Raw genomic sequence first — 14,385 nt, 5'->3', positions numbered from 1 at the left:
CCCGTGGCAACGGGCTTCCAGGAAGATAGAGGCCATCGCGCCGCAACCTGCGGCGGGACTGGAGCGAGAGTTAGTGTGCTGTTCTCAATCAGTGCTCTTTGCATGCCAAGCTGGCAGGAGGGACCCCATGCTGCGTTCAATGTTCGCTCTGCTTTGCGTGCTGATGCTGTGCTCCACTGCCCAGGCCGGCGACACCAATTCCCCCTATCTGTTAAGCCCTGGCGACAAATTGCTGATCTCGGTGTGGCAAGAAGACACCTTGCGCCAGGAAACCACCGTACTGCCCGATGGCAGCATCACATTTCCCTTGGCCGGGCGCCTGGACGTCTCCGGCCTTGACGTAACGGCCGCCGCCAAGAAGGTGGCCGCAGGGCTCAAGCCCTATCTGGCCGACCCTAATGTCAGTGTCGTGGTGACCGGCACCGCAGGCAACCTCGTGTATGTGCAGGGCAAGGTGCTCAAGCCTGGGCCTGTGCCAATGACTGGCCCTACTGCCGTGCTGCAAGCCTTGAGCATGTCGGGGGGATTGGACAAGTTCGCCGACGAAAGCGGCATCAAGATTATCCGTACCAACGCTGGTCAGCAAAAAGTGCTGCCGGTGCGTTACAAGGACTTGATGTCCGGGCGTGACATGTCCACCAACTTCCAACTCCAGGCGGGCGATACGCTGATCGTGCCTTGAGCCCGCCTCACTTCATTAAGACCGTACAGTGCCTATCCTTCGAACAACACGTATTGCAACGGCAGTTCTTATGTTGCCGTTTCCCGGCCTGGCCCAGGCCGCGCTCTGGCAGTCTTCGGTGGTAATACCAACCACCGTGGAATACGACAGCAACCCGTTGCTGCTGACCTCTGACGAGAAGGGTGTGATGCGAACACTCATCGAGCCCAACTACAACCTGGTCGGGACTTTCGACCGCGACCAACTGACCTTGGGACTTGGGGTGCACGTGCTGCATTCCTCCGATACCTCGGTACAGTCCAATCGCCAGGACCCAGACCTGAGCCTGGGCTGGCGGCGTGATACCGAAAAAGGCCACTTCGGCCTGCGCGCCCAGTACCTCGAAAGCTCGACCCTGTCGGGTACCGTGCTGGATACCGGTGTGGTGACCACCGATGGCACGCAGAAGATGAGCATGCTATCCGGCGACTGGAGCCACGCACTGAGCGCACGTACCACGTTCGACAACGAAACGCGCTATTCCCATGCAACCTACGACATCGCCAGCCTGACCGGCTATGACGAACTGGCCAATATTTCTACGCTCACCTATGCCTTGAGCGAGCGTACGGACGTGTTCGGCGGGCTGCGCATTCGCCGTTACGAGCCGGATCAGAGCGACACGGCGGTGGCCTCCAACAGCTACACGCCCAGCGTGGGCATGAAGTACCAGATCACTGACAGCCTGACCGGGCGTGCGCACATCGGCGTCAACCAGGTATCGGGTTCGGCAGGCGGAAGACGCGGTGAAGGCGGAGTCCTGCTGGATTACCGCGGCACTCGCACCGATGCCAGCCTGAGCGCCGAGCGCACTACCGTGGCCAGTGCCCAGGGCGGTTTCGCCCAGCTTGACCTGGTGCACGGCATCTGGAGTTACGCGGTGGATGAACTGACGCGCGTGGGGCTGGATGCCCTGTGGCAGGACAGCAAGGGGCAAACCCCGAATACCCTGCAAAGCTACAGTGCCTGGGCGTCACGTGAGTTTTCGCCTTTCTGGGATCTGCGCCTATCTTTGATGTACAAGGAGCGCCGCCAAACCGGCGCGCCGGATGCCGCTGCAACAATCGTCGGCCTGACCTTGACCTATAGGTATCCCGACTTCTGAACTTCAGCCTGGTGACCGCCATGAAGTCCGAATACGAGCTCTCCCTCAAAGATTACATTGCAATCATCAAGGACCGAGCCCTGCTGCTAGGGGTGAGCATCGTAGTGATACTGGCGGCCACCGTGGCGGTGGCGATCAGTGTGCCGCCGGTCTATCAGGCGGTTGGCACCATCCTGGTGGAGTCGCAGCAGATCTCCCCGGAGCTGGTCGGCACCAACAACCCGAGCGTGGCCGACGAGCGTATTGAAGTGATCCGCCAGCGGGTCATGACCCGTGACAACCTGTTGCAGATCATCGGCCAGTACCATTTGTTCGCCGACAGCGCGCGCGCTCTCAGCGAGTCGGACAAGGTCGACCTGATGCGCAACGCCATCGGCGTCAACACCTTGAGCACCTTCGTCAAGGGCCGTGGCGAGACCACCGTGGCGTTCACCGTGTCGTTCGACCACAAGGATCCGCAAATCGCCACCGAGGTGGCCAACCAGCTGGTCACCCTGTTCCTCAACGAAAACATGAAGCAGCGCACCGAGCGCGCCACCGAGACCACTCAATTCCTCACCCAGGAGGCGGACAAGCTCGGCGCGGAGCTTGCGACGCTGGAAAACCAGCTGGCCGACTACAAGCAGGCCAACGCCAACGCATTGCCGGAAAACCAGACCCTGCGCATGAACACCTTGTCGCGTTCAGAGCTGGAGTTCCGCGAAGTCGACCGCGACTACAAGAACGCCCAGGAAGAACTGCGCTACCTGCAATTGGAACTGTCGGCAGCCAATGCCGGCGTCGCCTCGCGCAACGCCGATGGCAACCGCGCAGCCAGTGCCAGCCAGCCTCAGGACCTAGGTAGCCTCAAGGCCGAGTACGCAAGGTTGCTGACCCGCTACACCGACGCGCACCCTGATGTGATCGCGATCCAGCGCAAGATCCAGGCCCTTGAAGCCTCCGGCAGCGCCAGCAGCGGGGCGACCGGGGTCAGCCTGGATGTTGCCCGTGCACAGGCCAAGATCGCTGCTGCCCAAGCCAACATCGCTTCGCTGGCTCAGCAAAAACGCGACCTCTCCAAGAAAATGGAAACCATCGAAGCCGAAATTCTTCAGGCTCCCCAGGTCGAGCGTGGTTTGGTCACGCTGATGCGCGACCACGACAATGCGCGCAAGAAGTACGAGGAAATCCGTGCCAAGGAGATGGGCGCCAAGATCAGCGAAAGTCTCGAACAGGAAAACAAAGCCGATCGCTTCGTGTTGCTGGAGCCGCCACGGGTGCCGGAGAAACCGGTCAAGCCCAACCGCAAGAAGATCGTCGCCCTGGGTCTGGTGCTGGCACCGGCGGGGGGGGGCGCACTGGTAATGCTGCTGGAGATGCTCAACCAGCGCGTACGCGGGGCAGGGGCCTTGGAAAGCGTACTGGGCAAGCGCGTGCTGGTGTCGGTGCCGTTCATCGCCACCCAGGCGGAGCTAGCCAAGCGCAGGCAGTGGCGGGTCGGGCTGATCGTTGCAGGGGTGCTGCTTGTGGCGTTACTGCTGCTGCTCATCCACCTGTTCTACATGCCCTTGGATCTTCTGCTAATAAAAACTATGGCTCGGTTTGAATAGGGAATGCAGTGATGGACAGGATCACGCCGGCGGTTGGCAAGAACGTTCACTCGGTTTCGTCCGGTGCTGCGGACACGCAACAACCTGCACCCGCGCTGGAGCAGCCAGATGGACTGGGCCCTTTCGACTACGTGCAGACCAAGGTGGTGCCGCTGAAGGCCGAGCATCTGGAGCGTCAGCGCATCGTTGCCTATAACAAGAACTCGAACATGAGCTGGGCCTTCGACCTGCTGCGCACCCAGGTGCTACAGGCCATGGAGGAAAACGGCTGGCGTACCCTAGCAATCACCTCACCCACGCCGGAGGCGGGCAAGACGGTGCTGGCGGTCAACCTGGCCATGAGTATCGCCCACCACACCAACAAGACGGCCCTGCTGGTGGATTTCGACCTGCGCAGGCCGCGCGTGGGCAAGGCCCTGGGGCTGCCGATGGACAAGGCGTTGAACGAGTTGATCAGCGGCAAGGCCGGGCTTGAAGAGGTACTGGTCAACCCGGCGTTGCCACGTTTCGTGGTGCTGCCGACCCGTGAACCCATCCCGTTGTCCACCGAGACGCTTTCCTCTGCCAAGGTCAGCCACCTGATCAGCGACCTGCGTGAGCGCTACGAATCGCGCATCTGCATCTTCGACCTGCCGCCGCTGTTGAGTTCGGACGATGCGATCAACGTGCTGCCCAAGTTCGACTGCGTCTTGCTGGTAGTCGCCAACGGTAGCAACAGCAAGAAGGACATCGAGGACTGCCTGTACCATCTGGCGCAGTCGAACTTGTTGGGGGCCGTGTTGAACAAGGCTGAACCCGAGACGCGGTCGTATTATTGACGTCGCAACGGTGGATGCGATGCGTCCGTGTAGGAGCGGCCTCGCCGGGGCGCCGGACCGGCGAGGCCGCTCCTACAACGGGCCGCGCGGCACTCAAGTCCAGGGGTATTTCAATTCCCACTGCCAGGCATGCCCGACGATCTCCTCCAGCTCCGTGTATTGCGGCTCCCAGCCCAGCAGCCGCCTGGCCTTGCGTGCATCAGCCACCAGGCTGGGTGGGTCGCCAGCCCGACGCGGTGCTTCATGCACGGTGATCGGCCTGCCGGTCACCGCACGGGCAGCGTCGATCACCTCTTGTACCGAGAAGCCCAGCCCGTTGCCCAGGTTGAACGCAGCGCTTTCGCCGCCCTTGAGCAGGTAGTCCACGGCCAAGGCATGCGCCGAGGCCAGGTCAGCGACGTGGATGTAGTCGCGGATACAGGTGCCGTCCGGGGTGGCGTAGTCCTTGCCGAACACGGTGATGGCCGCGCGCCGTCCTGAGGCGGCCTGCAGAATCAAGGGAATCAGATGGGTTTCAGGTTCGTGGCACTCGCCCAGTTGGCCATCCGGGTCGGCCCCGGCGGCGTTGAAGTAGCGCAGGCACACCGACTTGAGCCCATAGGCCCGGTCGTAGTCCAACAGCACCTGTTCGACCATGCGCTTGCTGCGCCCATAGGGGTTGATGGGGGCCTTGGGGTGTTCCTCGTCGATGGGGCTGTAGTGGGGGTCGCCGTACACCGCTGCGCTCGATGAGAACACCAGATGCCGAATGCCGGCGCGCACCATCGCGTGCAACAGCGTCAAGGTGGCGGCGACGTTGTTCTGGTAGTAGCGGGCCGGGTCACTGACCGATTCACCGACCTGGATGTACGAAGCGAAATGGAACACCGCATCGAACGCATACTCGGCAAATAGCGCCTCCAGTGCGTGGGCATCGGCGATGTCCAGCTCTGCCCACTGAATGCCCGCGCGGGCCGGCGCGGTGTCGGCCACCACCACCTCATGACCTGCGCCGAGCAGGTACTTGACCATGTGCGACCCGATGTAGCCTGCGCCACCGACGACCAGAAACTTCATCCCGCCCTCCTGGAATCCGTTGCCTGTGCAATCGCCCCTGAACCGCCGGGAAGAAGGCCTGCCTGGCAGGCCTTCAGAGACTCTAGATGGCTATTCGAGGAACAGCCAATTGGCCATCATCGAGCCGTCGAAACGGATCAGGTAGTGCCCCGCTTCGTAGCTGGCCGGCAGCGTCTGCGCCTGCCCATCGGCATTGCGGCTGGACAGTTTCAGGCCCGATGGCGCCTTGATGCGCAGCGTGCCCGTGAAGGGTTCGACGTTGAACGGGATCTTGTCGTCTGCCTTGGGCACCGCGCGCGTGCCCAGCGATACCAGCAGCCGCCGCGACTCGCCCAGGGGCTTGGCGTCAAGGCTTTGTACCGCCACGCTGGCGTAAGGCGTGGTGGATTGCACTTGGACATCGCCCAGGCTGATGGTCTGCCCCCCCAGCCAGCCGGTGGCCACCTGGGTCAGCGGTGTGTCGATGGTGTACAGACCCTGGTGCCAGTTGCGGCGTAGTTCGCCGGTATCGCTGCGGACCTCGCTGGCATCGTTTGGCAGCAATGATTGATCGGGGTCGTTCAGCACCCTGGCATCCGGCGCAATTTGCCCAGGCTTGAGCCAGGGCAACTGAGGCGTCTGCGGCAGGGCGATTTGCAGGCGACCCTGGGTGACGGCGGTGCGTAGCAGGACGGAGTTCGCCGGGGTGATGGGGCGCTCGTAGAGCATTTGCGCGGTGGGTGCAAAGACGATGCGGGTGGATGCCAGGTGCACGTCGCCACGCCGATACAACAGGGCGGCGGCAGGCAGGGTGGCGAGCATGGCCGGGTCGTTGTAGGCGTGCCAGTTGTCTGCCGTGCTCCAGCCGCTGAAGGCCTGCTGGCTGTAGGCGTACTGCATGATCGCCGCCCAGCCTTGGTGGCTTGCGGTCGCAGCCACGTACAGCGGCAGCGAGTGCCGATCAGGGGTCGGGAAGGGCTCGGCATTCCACTCGGTCACGGTCATCGGCCAGCCAACCACCTGGGCGGCTGCCAGCCAGTCCACCAGACCGTCGCTGGTCAATGGGTTGCGCTCAAGTTGGCCGGTGCCGCCGTAGGCGTGCGCATCGATCACGTCGCCGCTGGTCAGCGCGGGCAAGGCGCTCAGGCCATTGCCGCCCCAGGTGCTGGTGGTGGCGATAGGCACCTTGACCCCCAGGGCGCGCAGGTGAGCGATCAGGTCGGCGTCGAAGCGGTGCTCCAGATCGTTGAGAAACAGCTTCGACGGGCCATGCTCCCAAGCGCGCCACGTGCGGTCGGCGGACAGGTCGTGCTGTTGGGCGAACGCCTTGGCCTGGGTCATGTACCAGCTGCTATGGTGCGCAACCCCCTTGTCCGGCAGCAGGGCGTTGCCGTAGTGCTGGGTCAGGTCATTTTCGTTGGTCAGCAAGATCGCGGCCACGCCGGGGTCGTCCTTGTAGGCCAAGCCGGTGTAGCGATTCACATGGCTTAGGTACTGCTCTGCAAAACGCTTCATCGCCTGTTGGATGCTGGGGTTCACGTAGGCGTAGCCTTTCAGGTCGATTGCCCGGTCACCCCTGGCCACCTCATCGAAGGCCTCGATGCGGTCGGCGGCGGTCAGCGGGCGTTGCACGTGCAAGTCGAGCCATACGTAGATCCCTTCGTCCTTCAGGCTCTTGATCCACAGGTCGATCTTGCGCAGCGACTCCTCGTCCAAGCGCTGGGTGTCGCGCAGTGTGCTGATATCGCCAAAGATGTTCGGGCTGACCCAGGGTGAATCGTGATGGTGCAGGCGTACCAGGTTGAAACCCAGCGCCGACAGCCGCTTGGCTTGCTCCTTGATGGCTTCGTCGGGGCTCTTGAACAGTGCGTAGGCCGACAGGTTGGTGCCCCAGAAGCGCGCAGGCGTACCGTCAGCGAATTGCAGTTGTTCGCCCACGGCCTTGACGAAGCCGCGCTTGCCGGCTGGCTTTTGCGCAGCATTGAGAAACGACAGGTCCACCGGCGAGGTGCGCCAGTTCAACTGATCATCCGGCCAGGTACTCGGATCGGCGAGCCCGAAGCGCTCGGTTGGAGTGGGTGCCAGGGCAATGTCACCGCTGATCGTCAAGCTCGCCGTGACCTGTTGGTGGCCCGGCACGATGGTGTTCTGGTAGAAGAACGCGCGCACTTCGCGCGGGTTGCCCTGCTCGAAGTACACCCGGGCCAGCGGCGGCTCGAAGCGCATCTCGATACGCCGCCCCTGGCTGCCCCAGGCCCAGCCACGGTTGTCCGGTAGCAGTGTCGGCGCGCCCATTTCGTCGGTCAGCATGGCCGGGTCGAACTGGAACACCAGCCCGCCGCCTTTGACATTCGACTGGCGGCTGTGGGCCTGAAGATCGAAGGTCCAGGCCAGACTGTGTGCGTCGGCCTTGCCGATGGCGGCCTTGAGATCGAAGTCCAGGTCCGGGTTACGGCCCAGCAGGCTGTAGCGATAGGGGCCTTCTACCCGCATCGCCGATTGGAAACCGGTCCAGCGCCAATCCTGGGCCCAGAAATCGAACTTGGCGAGCATCGCTGGTCCGCCACCGCGGGTGACACTGGGCAGGCCGTTGTTTTCATCGATCTGCACCGCCCATTGCGAAGCGTGGGCCACGGGGGCGAGCAGCAGGGCGAGCAGCAGCCAGGCGCGGCTGGCAAGGCGCGATGCGGGCATGGCAGTTACCTGTGTTGAAGGCTCGGCTGGGGTAGGGGGGAGGCCTCGGCCTGGCGCAGCAGGCGGACGCGTTGGATATAGGCCACCCCCAGCCCGCCAATCGACCAATAGACGATAGGGATCACGGTGATGCTGCTAACCGTGAAGATGATCACCAGGATCCCCAGCAACGTGGCCAGCAGCGCTCGGCCCAGCACGCGCTCGGGGTGGTCCTTGTCGGGGAAGGCTCGCAAGCCCTTGTGCAGGCCCGCCAGCACGCTGAGGAAAAACGCGACGAACAACGCCAGGCCCACCAGACCGACGCGCAGTGCCAGGCTGATATAAGTGTTGACGATGTCGATGATACCGTCGCCCTGGATCATCGACTGCATCTCCGGGGTACTGCGAAAATCGAACGAGCCGAACAGCGGGTTGCGTTGAATCACGATCCACGAATTGTCGATCAGCCGTTCGCGGTAGGTGATGTTCTCGGTTTCGATGGTGCCGATGAAGGGCAGCAGGTTCAGCACCTTGTCGCCACCGGGGACCACCGCCAGCAGCGGAATCGTCAGCACGCCGGCCAGGGCCAGCAGGGTCAGGCGTTTCAGCGCCTGGCGACCGGTGGCGATGAAGGCCACGATGATCACCCCGGTGCCGATCCACGGGCCTCGCGACAGCGGGGCGAAGAGCCCGGCGCCCAGTAGTAGCGCGCCCAACAGCCGTTGCAGGCGGCTGCGCACCAGGCCTTGCAGGAATAGATACAGGCCGATCGCCACGCTGATTACGAAGCCCAGGGCGATGGCTTGCCCGGTGGTCGCGCTGGCCCGCAGCGAGCCGCCGCGCGACAGGTAGCCGGTCATGCTCCATTGCACGCCCATGGCGTCCATCAGTGCGTTGTACAGCAACCAGTGACGTACATACTCCACCGCCGCGATGATCGACAGCACGAAGGCGGCGAGCACGAAAGCCAGCATTGCGTCCTTGAAGTCGCTCAGCTCGCGCACGCCCCGGCTGGCAACGTAGTAGGGCAGGAAGACATCGACATATAGGTAGAACGCCTGGCGCAGGGTGTCGGTGAGCGTGGTTTCACGCAAGTACAGTGCGCTCATCAGCGCGATGCCCGCGAACAGCAGGCGGTCTGGCCAGGTACGCCCGAAGCGCAGGGTGTCGGGGCGCCGGCTCAGGGCTAGCGAGGCGGGCAGCAGCACGCACAAGGCCAGCAGGCGGATATGGTTGAGATCGAGCAAGTAGTTGATCACGCCAAAGCCTGGAATCTGCACCGAGGCCGGCGGGATGACGAACAGCAACATGAAAAACAGCGCGGTGGGATTGCGCTCGCGCTTGCCCGCCAGCATCAGCAGCACTGCGCCTGCGGCCACGTACACCCAGTAGCTGAACGAGAAGAACGCCAGCAGGGTCATGGCGAACCACAGGTTTCGCCTGCGCTTGAAATCCTGCTCGGGCACCAGGTCGCTGGCGGCCTGGCGTGCCAGCACGAACACCACGCAGGCCAGCAACAAAATGACGATCAATGCGCGTAGATGTTCTGGCATGGGCGGCAGGCACCTGTCCTGTGGTGGAAGAGCTAGCATCATGGCTGATTGAAACTATAGTGACCTTTAGCCATTTCAGTCAGGGATATGCCCATGCCGTCGATTGATGTGTCAGCAGCAGGCAGCCTGCGTCGGCGCGCGATATGGGCGGGGGCATGGAATATCGGGGCGCTGGTGGCCTCCCAGGTGATGCGTCTGGGCGGCAACTTGCTGGTGGCGCGGCTACTGGTGCCCGAGATGTTCGGCATGATGGTCATCGCCACCACCGTGTCGGTGCTGCTGCACCTGCTTTCGGATGTGGGTTTGCGCCAGAACATCATCCAGAGCCCGCGCGGCGAGGATCCGCTGTTTCTCAATACCGCCTGGACCGTGCAGATACTGCGCGGCTTCAGCTTGTTCGGCCTCACCCTGCTGCTGGCCCTGGCCGCCTGGCTGGCGCAGGTGGCCCAGATGTGGCCTGCCCATTCCACCTACGCAGACCCGCAACTGCCTGAAGTGCTGGCGGTGTCGGGTATTTCGGCGATTATCTATGGCCTGCAGTCGACCAAGATGGACATTGCCGTGCGCACCCTGCAGCAAAAGCGCGTGGTCCTGATCGACCTGGCCTCGCAGCTTGTCGGGCTAATCGTGATGCTGGTGCTGGCCTGGCTGACCCGCTCGGTCTGGTCACTGGTGGTCGCAGGCCTTGCGGGTGCGTTGACCAGTACGCTGCTCGGGCATCTGGCGATGGACGGTCCGGCCAATCGCCTGCAATGGGACCGCAGCGCCCTGGACGAGCTGGTTAAGTTCGGCCGTTGGATCTTGCTGTCGTCGATGGTCGGTGTACTGGCCATGTACGGCGACCGCATGTGGTTCGGCGGGAGCATGAGCGAGACCGAGCTGGGCGTTTATTCCATCGCGGTGTTGATCCTGGGGTCGATCCAGACGGGTTTGCTGAAGGTCGTCGGCGCCGTGGCGTTGCCGTCGTTCAGCGAGGCGGCGCGCGAAGGTGACACGCAACGCCTCAAGCATCTCTACCAGCGCCTTCGCCTGATGGTCGATCTGGTGCTGTTGTTCGTGTGCGGCGGCTTCCTGACCGCGAGCCCGTTGCTGATCAGTTGGATGTACGACGAGCGCTATGCCGGGGCAGGCACTATGCTGGCCATTCTGTCGCTGTCGTTCTTCACCCTGCGTTACAGCCTGGCGCATCAGGTCTGGCTGGCCTTAGGGCTGACCAAGTACCAGGCCATGGACAACATCATCCGGCTGGTCGCCTTGTGGGGCGGCCTGCCGCTGTTGCTGGCCTTGGGCGGCACGCAACTGGCGATCTGGGGGGTGGCGCTGCATACCTTCCCGACGTTGGTGCTGATTGTGTACGTCAACTGCAAGCTGGGCATGTTCAACCTCAAACGTGAACTGATCGTGCTGCCGATGCTGGGCGTCGGGGCGCTTTGCGGGGTCCTGCTGACAGACTTCTTCAACTGGCTCTGATGGGGTGGTAACGGGGGTACGGTCGGCGCGGTACAGCGCCGCCGCGAGACAATAATGGACTTGGGGCTTGCAATCATGGGGAAGTGGCAGTTCTGTTCCGGGGTGTCGGGCCGTAGGCTATTCATGCGCAATTGTGTGCTGTTGGGCGCCGCTGCCGTGGCGTTCGGCGCAATCCCCCAGGCGGTCGCCGTGCCGGCTGCACGCAAGAACGCTGACAAAGGCGGGTTCGTCGTGATCAACGGCTGGGTCTTGCCTGCGCATTACTTTCGGGATGCTCAGCCATGATCAAGGATTATCAGACGCACAAGGCCCTGGGTGGCCCCTACGATGTCTGCATCCTCGGCGCCGGCCCTGCGGGCATCACCCTGGCGCTGCGCCTGGCGGGCGCCGGTTGGCGGGTGCTGTTGGCCGAAGGCGGTGGGCATGACTATGCCGAGCGCTCCCAGGACCTTTACCACTGCGCCTCCAGTGGCCTTGAGATGTACCCAGGCGAAACGCGCCTGCGCTTTCTGGGGGGCACTTCCAATCACTGGGCTGGACGCTGTCGGCCCTTCGATCCTTCGGATTTCGCCGCAGGGCCGCCGGTCGGCTTGCCCGGTTGGCCGATCGCCTATGCTGAGATCGAACGCTACCTGCCCGAGGCCATGGCCATCGTCGACCTGCCCGAAGGCGCCCCGTTCAAAGCGGTGAATGCGGACCTTGGCGGCGACGATTTCGAGGCCGATCGCTTCCTGCTCAGCCCGCCGACGCGCTTTGCAAAGAAGTACGCCGAAGCCCTGGAGCATACGCCAGGGCTTGACGTCTTCCTCAACTGCAATTGCGTGGACCTGGAGTTCGACCTCAGCGCCGGGCGTCTGTCGGCGGTGGTCGTGTCCGACTACGACCAACACCGCGAGCGCGTCCAGGCCCGGCATTTCATCCTCGCCATGGGCGCGCTGGAGAACGCCCGGCAACTGCTCAACAGCCAATCGTTGCAGGCTGCCGGCGTGGTGCGTCACGACGGCATGGTCGGACGCTGCTTCATGGATCATATGAACGTCGACATGGGCACGTTCATCCTCAAGAGCGGCCTGCCCACCGACCAGCGCCAGTACTACACCACTGACACCTTTGTCGCCCAATACCAGGCTGGCAAGGGCAATGTCGCCGCGTCGGTGCTGGCCGATATCCAGACCTACGGGCGCACGGCCGAGGTCAAGCGCTTCCTGGAGAACCTCGCCTGCGACACCGGCTTGGCCAGCAAGGTGAATTTCATCGCCAGTTTCAGCTGCCCCGGCGACGGCGTGCTGGGCACCATGATCGAACAGTTTCCGAACGTGAACAGCCGCCTCACGCTGCTTGACGAGAAGGACGCGCTGGGCGTGGCCAAGGCCAATATTCACTGGGCACTGGCCGATGCCGACCGTCACACCATTAAGTGCATTGGCGCCGAACTGGCTAAGCAGTTCGCCGAGGCGGATCTGGGTTTCGTCAAACTCAACGAATTCGTCTACGACACCTCGTTGCCTTTGAATATCCAGCCACATGCCCACCACATGGGCACCACCCGCATGGCGATGTCGCCGGAGCATGGTGTGGTGGACAGCGACTGCAAGGTGTTCGGCACGCCCAACTTATTCGTCGCCGGCAGCGGTATCTTCGCCACCGGCGGCGCGGCCAACCCGACCATGCCGCTGCTGCAGTTCGCGCTGCGCCTGGCCGACCACCTCAACCAACAGATGAAGGGCACGACCGCCTGAACAGGCATGCAGCAACCAGGGATTGAGAGCGATGCGGTCATCCTCGTGCGTAGCCGACCAAACTCGCCTCAGGGACCGTTCATGACCGCATCACGTGCGAGGCAAGCCGTATGTTTGGATGGATACGCAAGGCGCTGACGCATTATGCCCACAGTACCGGGCATGGCCGCTCGGCCTACAAGCGATTCTGCAACCCCACGCCCTATGCCTGGGGGCAATACCTGACGCGCTGGGGCTCGTTCTATTCAGTGGGGGAAAACCTGCACATGAATACCGGCTGCAATGTGACCGACCCACCGCTGACCCGCATCGGCAACAACGTGGGGTTGTCCGATTGCACGTTGATCGGCCACGACGGGGTGGTCGCGCTGATCGAGTTGGCCTACGGCAAGCACCTGGATTCGGTGGGCTACATCGATATTCGCGACAACTCGTTCATCGGCCACGGCGCGATCATCATGCCGCGCATCACGATCGGGCCCAACGCGGTGGTGGCTGCCGGTGCGGTGGTGACCAAGGATGTGCCGCCCAACAGCGTGGTGGGCGGGAACCCGGCCAAGGTGATTTGCAGCTTCGACGCACTGGTCGCGCATATCGAGGCACGCCACGCCACCTACCCGTGGGCCGAGTTGCTCAACCAGCGCACCGGATCATTCGACCCGGCGCTGGAGCCGCTGTTGGCCAAGCAGCGCCAGGCGTATTTCTTTGGGGAACCTCGTGATGACTGACAAGCCGATGGACGTCATGGTGGTCAACTTCAACACCGCCGGGTTGCTGCAACCGATGTTCGACGCCCTGCGCCGGGCTGGCAGCGAGACCTTGGCCAGCTACCTGGTGGTCGACAATGCCTCGGCCGACGATTCGCTGGCGCGCATGGCCGAAGTCTGCCCGGATGCGCTATTGCTGAGCAACACGCGCAATGTCGGTTTTGGCCGCGCCAATAACCAGCTTCTGGCGCACCTGCGTGGGCGCTACGCACTGCTGCTCAACACAGACGCCTTCGTTGCTCCAGACAGCCTGGCCAAGACCCTCGACTACATGGATGCCCATCCCGATTGCGGTGTGCTGGGGGTGCGACTGGTGGGGCGCGACGGCACATTGCAGCCGTCCTGCCGCTATTTTCCGACGCCGCTGAATGTGTTCGTCAGCCGGACCGGACTCGGACGTTTCTTTCCGGGCCTGAAGATGGTCGATGAGATGGACTGGGACCACGCCTCGGTGCGCGAATGCGACTGGCTGCCGGGCTGCTTTTATCTGGTACGCCGCGAGGTGCTCGACCAGGTCGGCCTTTTCGACCCGCGTTTCTTCCTTTATTACGAGGAGGTCGATCACTGTAAACGGGTCAAGGCCGCTGGCTGGAAAGTGGTGTTCTACCCCCACACCACGGTGGTGCACATCGGTGGGGAAAGCTCCAAGTCGGTGGCGGCACTGGAGGCGGCCAGCCGGCAGATCTCGGCCTACCAGATCGAGAGCGAGTTGCTGTACATGCGCAAGCACCACGGTGTTTCGGGGTTGGCCCTGCATATGCTGCTGGTGTGCGTGGGCGATGCCGTGCTGGCACTCAAGGCATTGCTCAAGCGCCGAGGCTGGCCAGCCATCCACGCCTGCTGGCGGCACGCCAAGGCCACCTGGGGGCTGTTGCTGGCCACCCGTTTTGCCACCCAACCCACTCGTTAGGTGAA

12 protein-coding genes are annotated in these 14,385 nt (G+C 63.1%); 9 read left to right on the top strand and 3 right to left on the bottom strand.

What is annotated here, in order from left to right; translation table 11 throughout:
* Positions 1-127: 127 nt before the first annotated feature.
* Genes ACNFIC_RS21875 through ACNFIC_RS21860 form a run of 4 tightly spaced genes read left to right on the top strand, consistent with a single transcriptional unit; the run spans position 128 to position 4,233 of the window.
* A complete protein-coding gene (locus tag ACNFIC_RS21875) occupies positions 128-682 on the top strand; it encodes a polysaccharide biosynthesis/export family protein (protein WP_138217911.1) in 555 nt (184 codons plus the stop codon).
* Positions 683-710: 28 nt separating this feature from the next.
* Positions 711-1,826: a hypothetical protein gene (locus ACNFIC_RS21870; RefSeq protein WP_138217910.1), complete on the top strand. Its 1,116-nt coding sequence runs from the start codon at positions 711-713 to the stop codon at positions 1,824-1,826.
* A gap of 20 nt (positions 1,827-1,846) precedes the next feature.
* Positions 1,847-3,415 carry a GumC family protein gene (locus tag ACNFIC_RS21865; RefSeq protein ID WP_416781980.1) on the top strand — a complete coding sequence of 523 codons (1,569 nt, stop codon included), beginning with the start codon at positions 1,847-1,849 and terminating at the stop codon, positions 3,413-3,415.
* A gap of 11 nt (positions 3,416-3,426) precedes the next feature.
* A complete protein-coding gene (locus ACNFIC_RS21860; protein WP_138217908.1) occupies positions 3,427-4,233 on the top strand; it encodes a CpsD/CapB family tyrosine-protein kinase in 807 nt (268 codons plus the stop codon).
* Between the two features lie 93 nt (positions 4,234-4,326).
* Here ACNFIC_RS21860 and galE read toward each other — a convergent pair whose 3' ends face one another.
* The 3 genes from galE to ACNFIC_RS21845 all read right to left on the bottom strand — a co-directional run bounded on the left by galE (position 4,327) and on the right by ACNFIC_RS21845 (position 9,494).
* Positions 4,327-5,289: a UDP-glucose 4-epimerase GalE gene (galE, locus tag ACNFIC_RS21855; RefSeq protein WP_138217907.1), complete on the bottom strand. Its 963-nt coding sequence runs from the start codon at positions 5,287-5,289 to the stop codon at positions 4,327-4,329.
* A 90-nt stretch (positions 5,290-5,379) separates the two neighbouring features.
* A complete protein-coding gene (locus tag ACNFIC_RS21850; protein ID WP_416781978.1) occupies positions 5,380-7,962 on the bottom strand; it encodes a glycosyl hydrolase family 5 in 2,583 nt (860 codons plus the stop codon).
* Between the two features lie 5 nt (positions 7,963-7,967).
* Complete coding sequence (locus tag ACNFIC_RS21845) at positions 7,968-9,494, bottom strand: O-antigen ligase family protein (RefSeq protein ID WP_416781977.1); 1,527 nt, start codon at positions 9,492-9,494, stop codon at positions 7,968-7,970.
* Between the two features lie 93 nt (positions 9,495-9,587).
* Between ACNFIC_RS21845 and ACNFIC_RS21840 the strand changes: the two genes are divergently transcribed.
* The 5 genes from ACNFIC_RS21840 (at position 9,588) to ACNFIC_RS21820 (ending at position 14,380) form a co-directional block, all read left to right on the top strand.
* Entirely contained in the window at positions 9,588-10,964 is a 1,377-nt protein-coding gene (locus ACNFIC_RS21840; RefSeq protein ID WP_138217904.1) for an oligosaccharide flippase family protein, read from the top strand.
* Positions 10,965-11,087: 123 nt separating this feature from the next.
* Positions 11,088-11,249: a hypothetical protein gene (locus ACNFIC_RS21835; protein ID WP_240791709.1), complete on the top strand. Its 162-nt coding sequence runs from the start codon at positions 11,088-11,090 to the stop codon at positions 11,247-11,249.
* Complete coding sequence (locus ACNFIC_RS21830; protein ID WP_416781976.1) at positions 11,246-12,703, top strand: FAD-dependent oxidoreductase; 1,458 nt, start codon at positions 11,246-11,248, stop codon at positions 12,701-12,703. Before ACNFIC_RS21835 ends, ACNFIC_RS21830 begins: the two co-directional genes overlap by 4 nt.
* A 110-nt stretch (positions 12,704-12,813) precedes the next feature.
* Complete coding sequence (locus ACNFIC_RS21825) at positions 12,814-13,431, top strand: acyltransferase (RefSeq protein ID WP_416781975.1); 618 nt, start codon at positions 12,814-12,816, stop codon at positions 13,429-13,431.
* Positions 13,424-14,380 carry a glycosyltransferase family 2 protein gene (locus ACNFIC_RS21820; protein ID WP_416781974.1) on the top strand — a complete coding sequence of 319 codons (957 nt, stop codon included), beginning with the start codon at positions 13,424-13,426 and terminating at the stop codon, positions 14,378-14,380. Before ACNFIC_RS21825 ends, ACNFIC_RS21820 begins: the two co-directional genes overlap by 8 nt.
* The last annotated feature ends 5 nt before the right edge of the window (positions 14,381-14,385 follow it).

Source organism: Pseudomonas sp. NY15463, from assembly GCF_048068415.1.
Lineage (GTDB): Bacteria > Pseudomonadota > Gammaproteobacteria > Pseudomonadales > Pseudomonadaceae > Aquipseudomonas > Aquipseudomonas mosselii_C.
Note: the sequence above shows the minus strand (reverse complement) of the source record. Positions and strands in the feature narration are given on the sequence as shown.

Excerpts from the sequence above, each read along its gene's own strand:
- ACNFIC_RS21875 (WP_138217911.1), top strand. The coding sequence starts at position 128 with ATGCTGCGTTCAATGTTCGCTCTGCTTTGCGTGCTGATGCTGTGCTCC.
- ACNFIC_RS21865 (WP_416781980.1), top strand. The coding sequence starts at position 1,847 with ATGAAGTCCGAATACGAGCTCTCCCTCAAAGATTACATTGCAATCATC.
- ACNFIC_RS21860 (WP_138217908.1), top strand. The coding sequence starts at position 3,427 with ATGGACAGGATCACGCCGGCGGTTGGCAAGAACGTTCACTCGGTTTCG.
- galE (WP_138217907.1), bottom strand. The coding sequence starts at position 5,289 with ATGAAGTTTCTGGTCGTCGGTGGCGCAGGCTACATCGGGTCGCACATG.
- ACNFIC_RS21850 (WP_416781978.1), bottom strand. The coding sequence starts at position 7,962 with ATGCCCGCATCGCGCCTTGCCAGCCGCGCCTGGCTGCTGCTCGCCCTG.
- ACNFIC_RS21845 (WP_416781977.1), bottom strand. The coding sequence starts at position 9,494 with ATGCCAGAACATCTACGCGCATTGATCGTCATTTTGTTGCTGGCCTGC.
- ACNFIC_RS21840 (WP_138217904.1), top strand. The coding sequence starts at position 9,588 with ATGCCGTCGATTGATGTGTCAGCAGCAGGCAGCCTGCGTCGGCGCGCG.
- ACNFIC_RS21835 (WP_240791709.1), top strand. The coding sequence starts at position 11,088 with ATGCGCAATTGTGTGCTGTTGGGCGCCGCTGCCGTGGCGTTCGGCGCA.
- ACNFIC_RS21830 (WP_416781976.1), top strand. The coding sequence starts at position 11,246 with ATGATCAAGGATTATCAGACGCACAAGGCCCTGGGTGGCCCCTACGAT.
- ACNFIC_RS21825 (WP_416781975.1), top strand. The coding sequence starts at position 12,814 with ATGTTTGGATGGATACGCAAGGCGCTGACGCATTATGCCCACAGTACC.
- ACNFIC_RS21820 (WP_416781974.1), top strand. The coding sequence starts at position 13,424 with ATGACTGACAAGCCGATGGACGTCATGGTGGTCAACTTCAACACCGCC.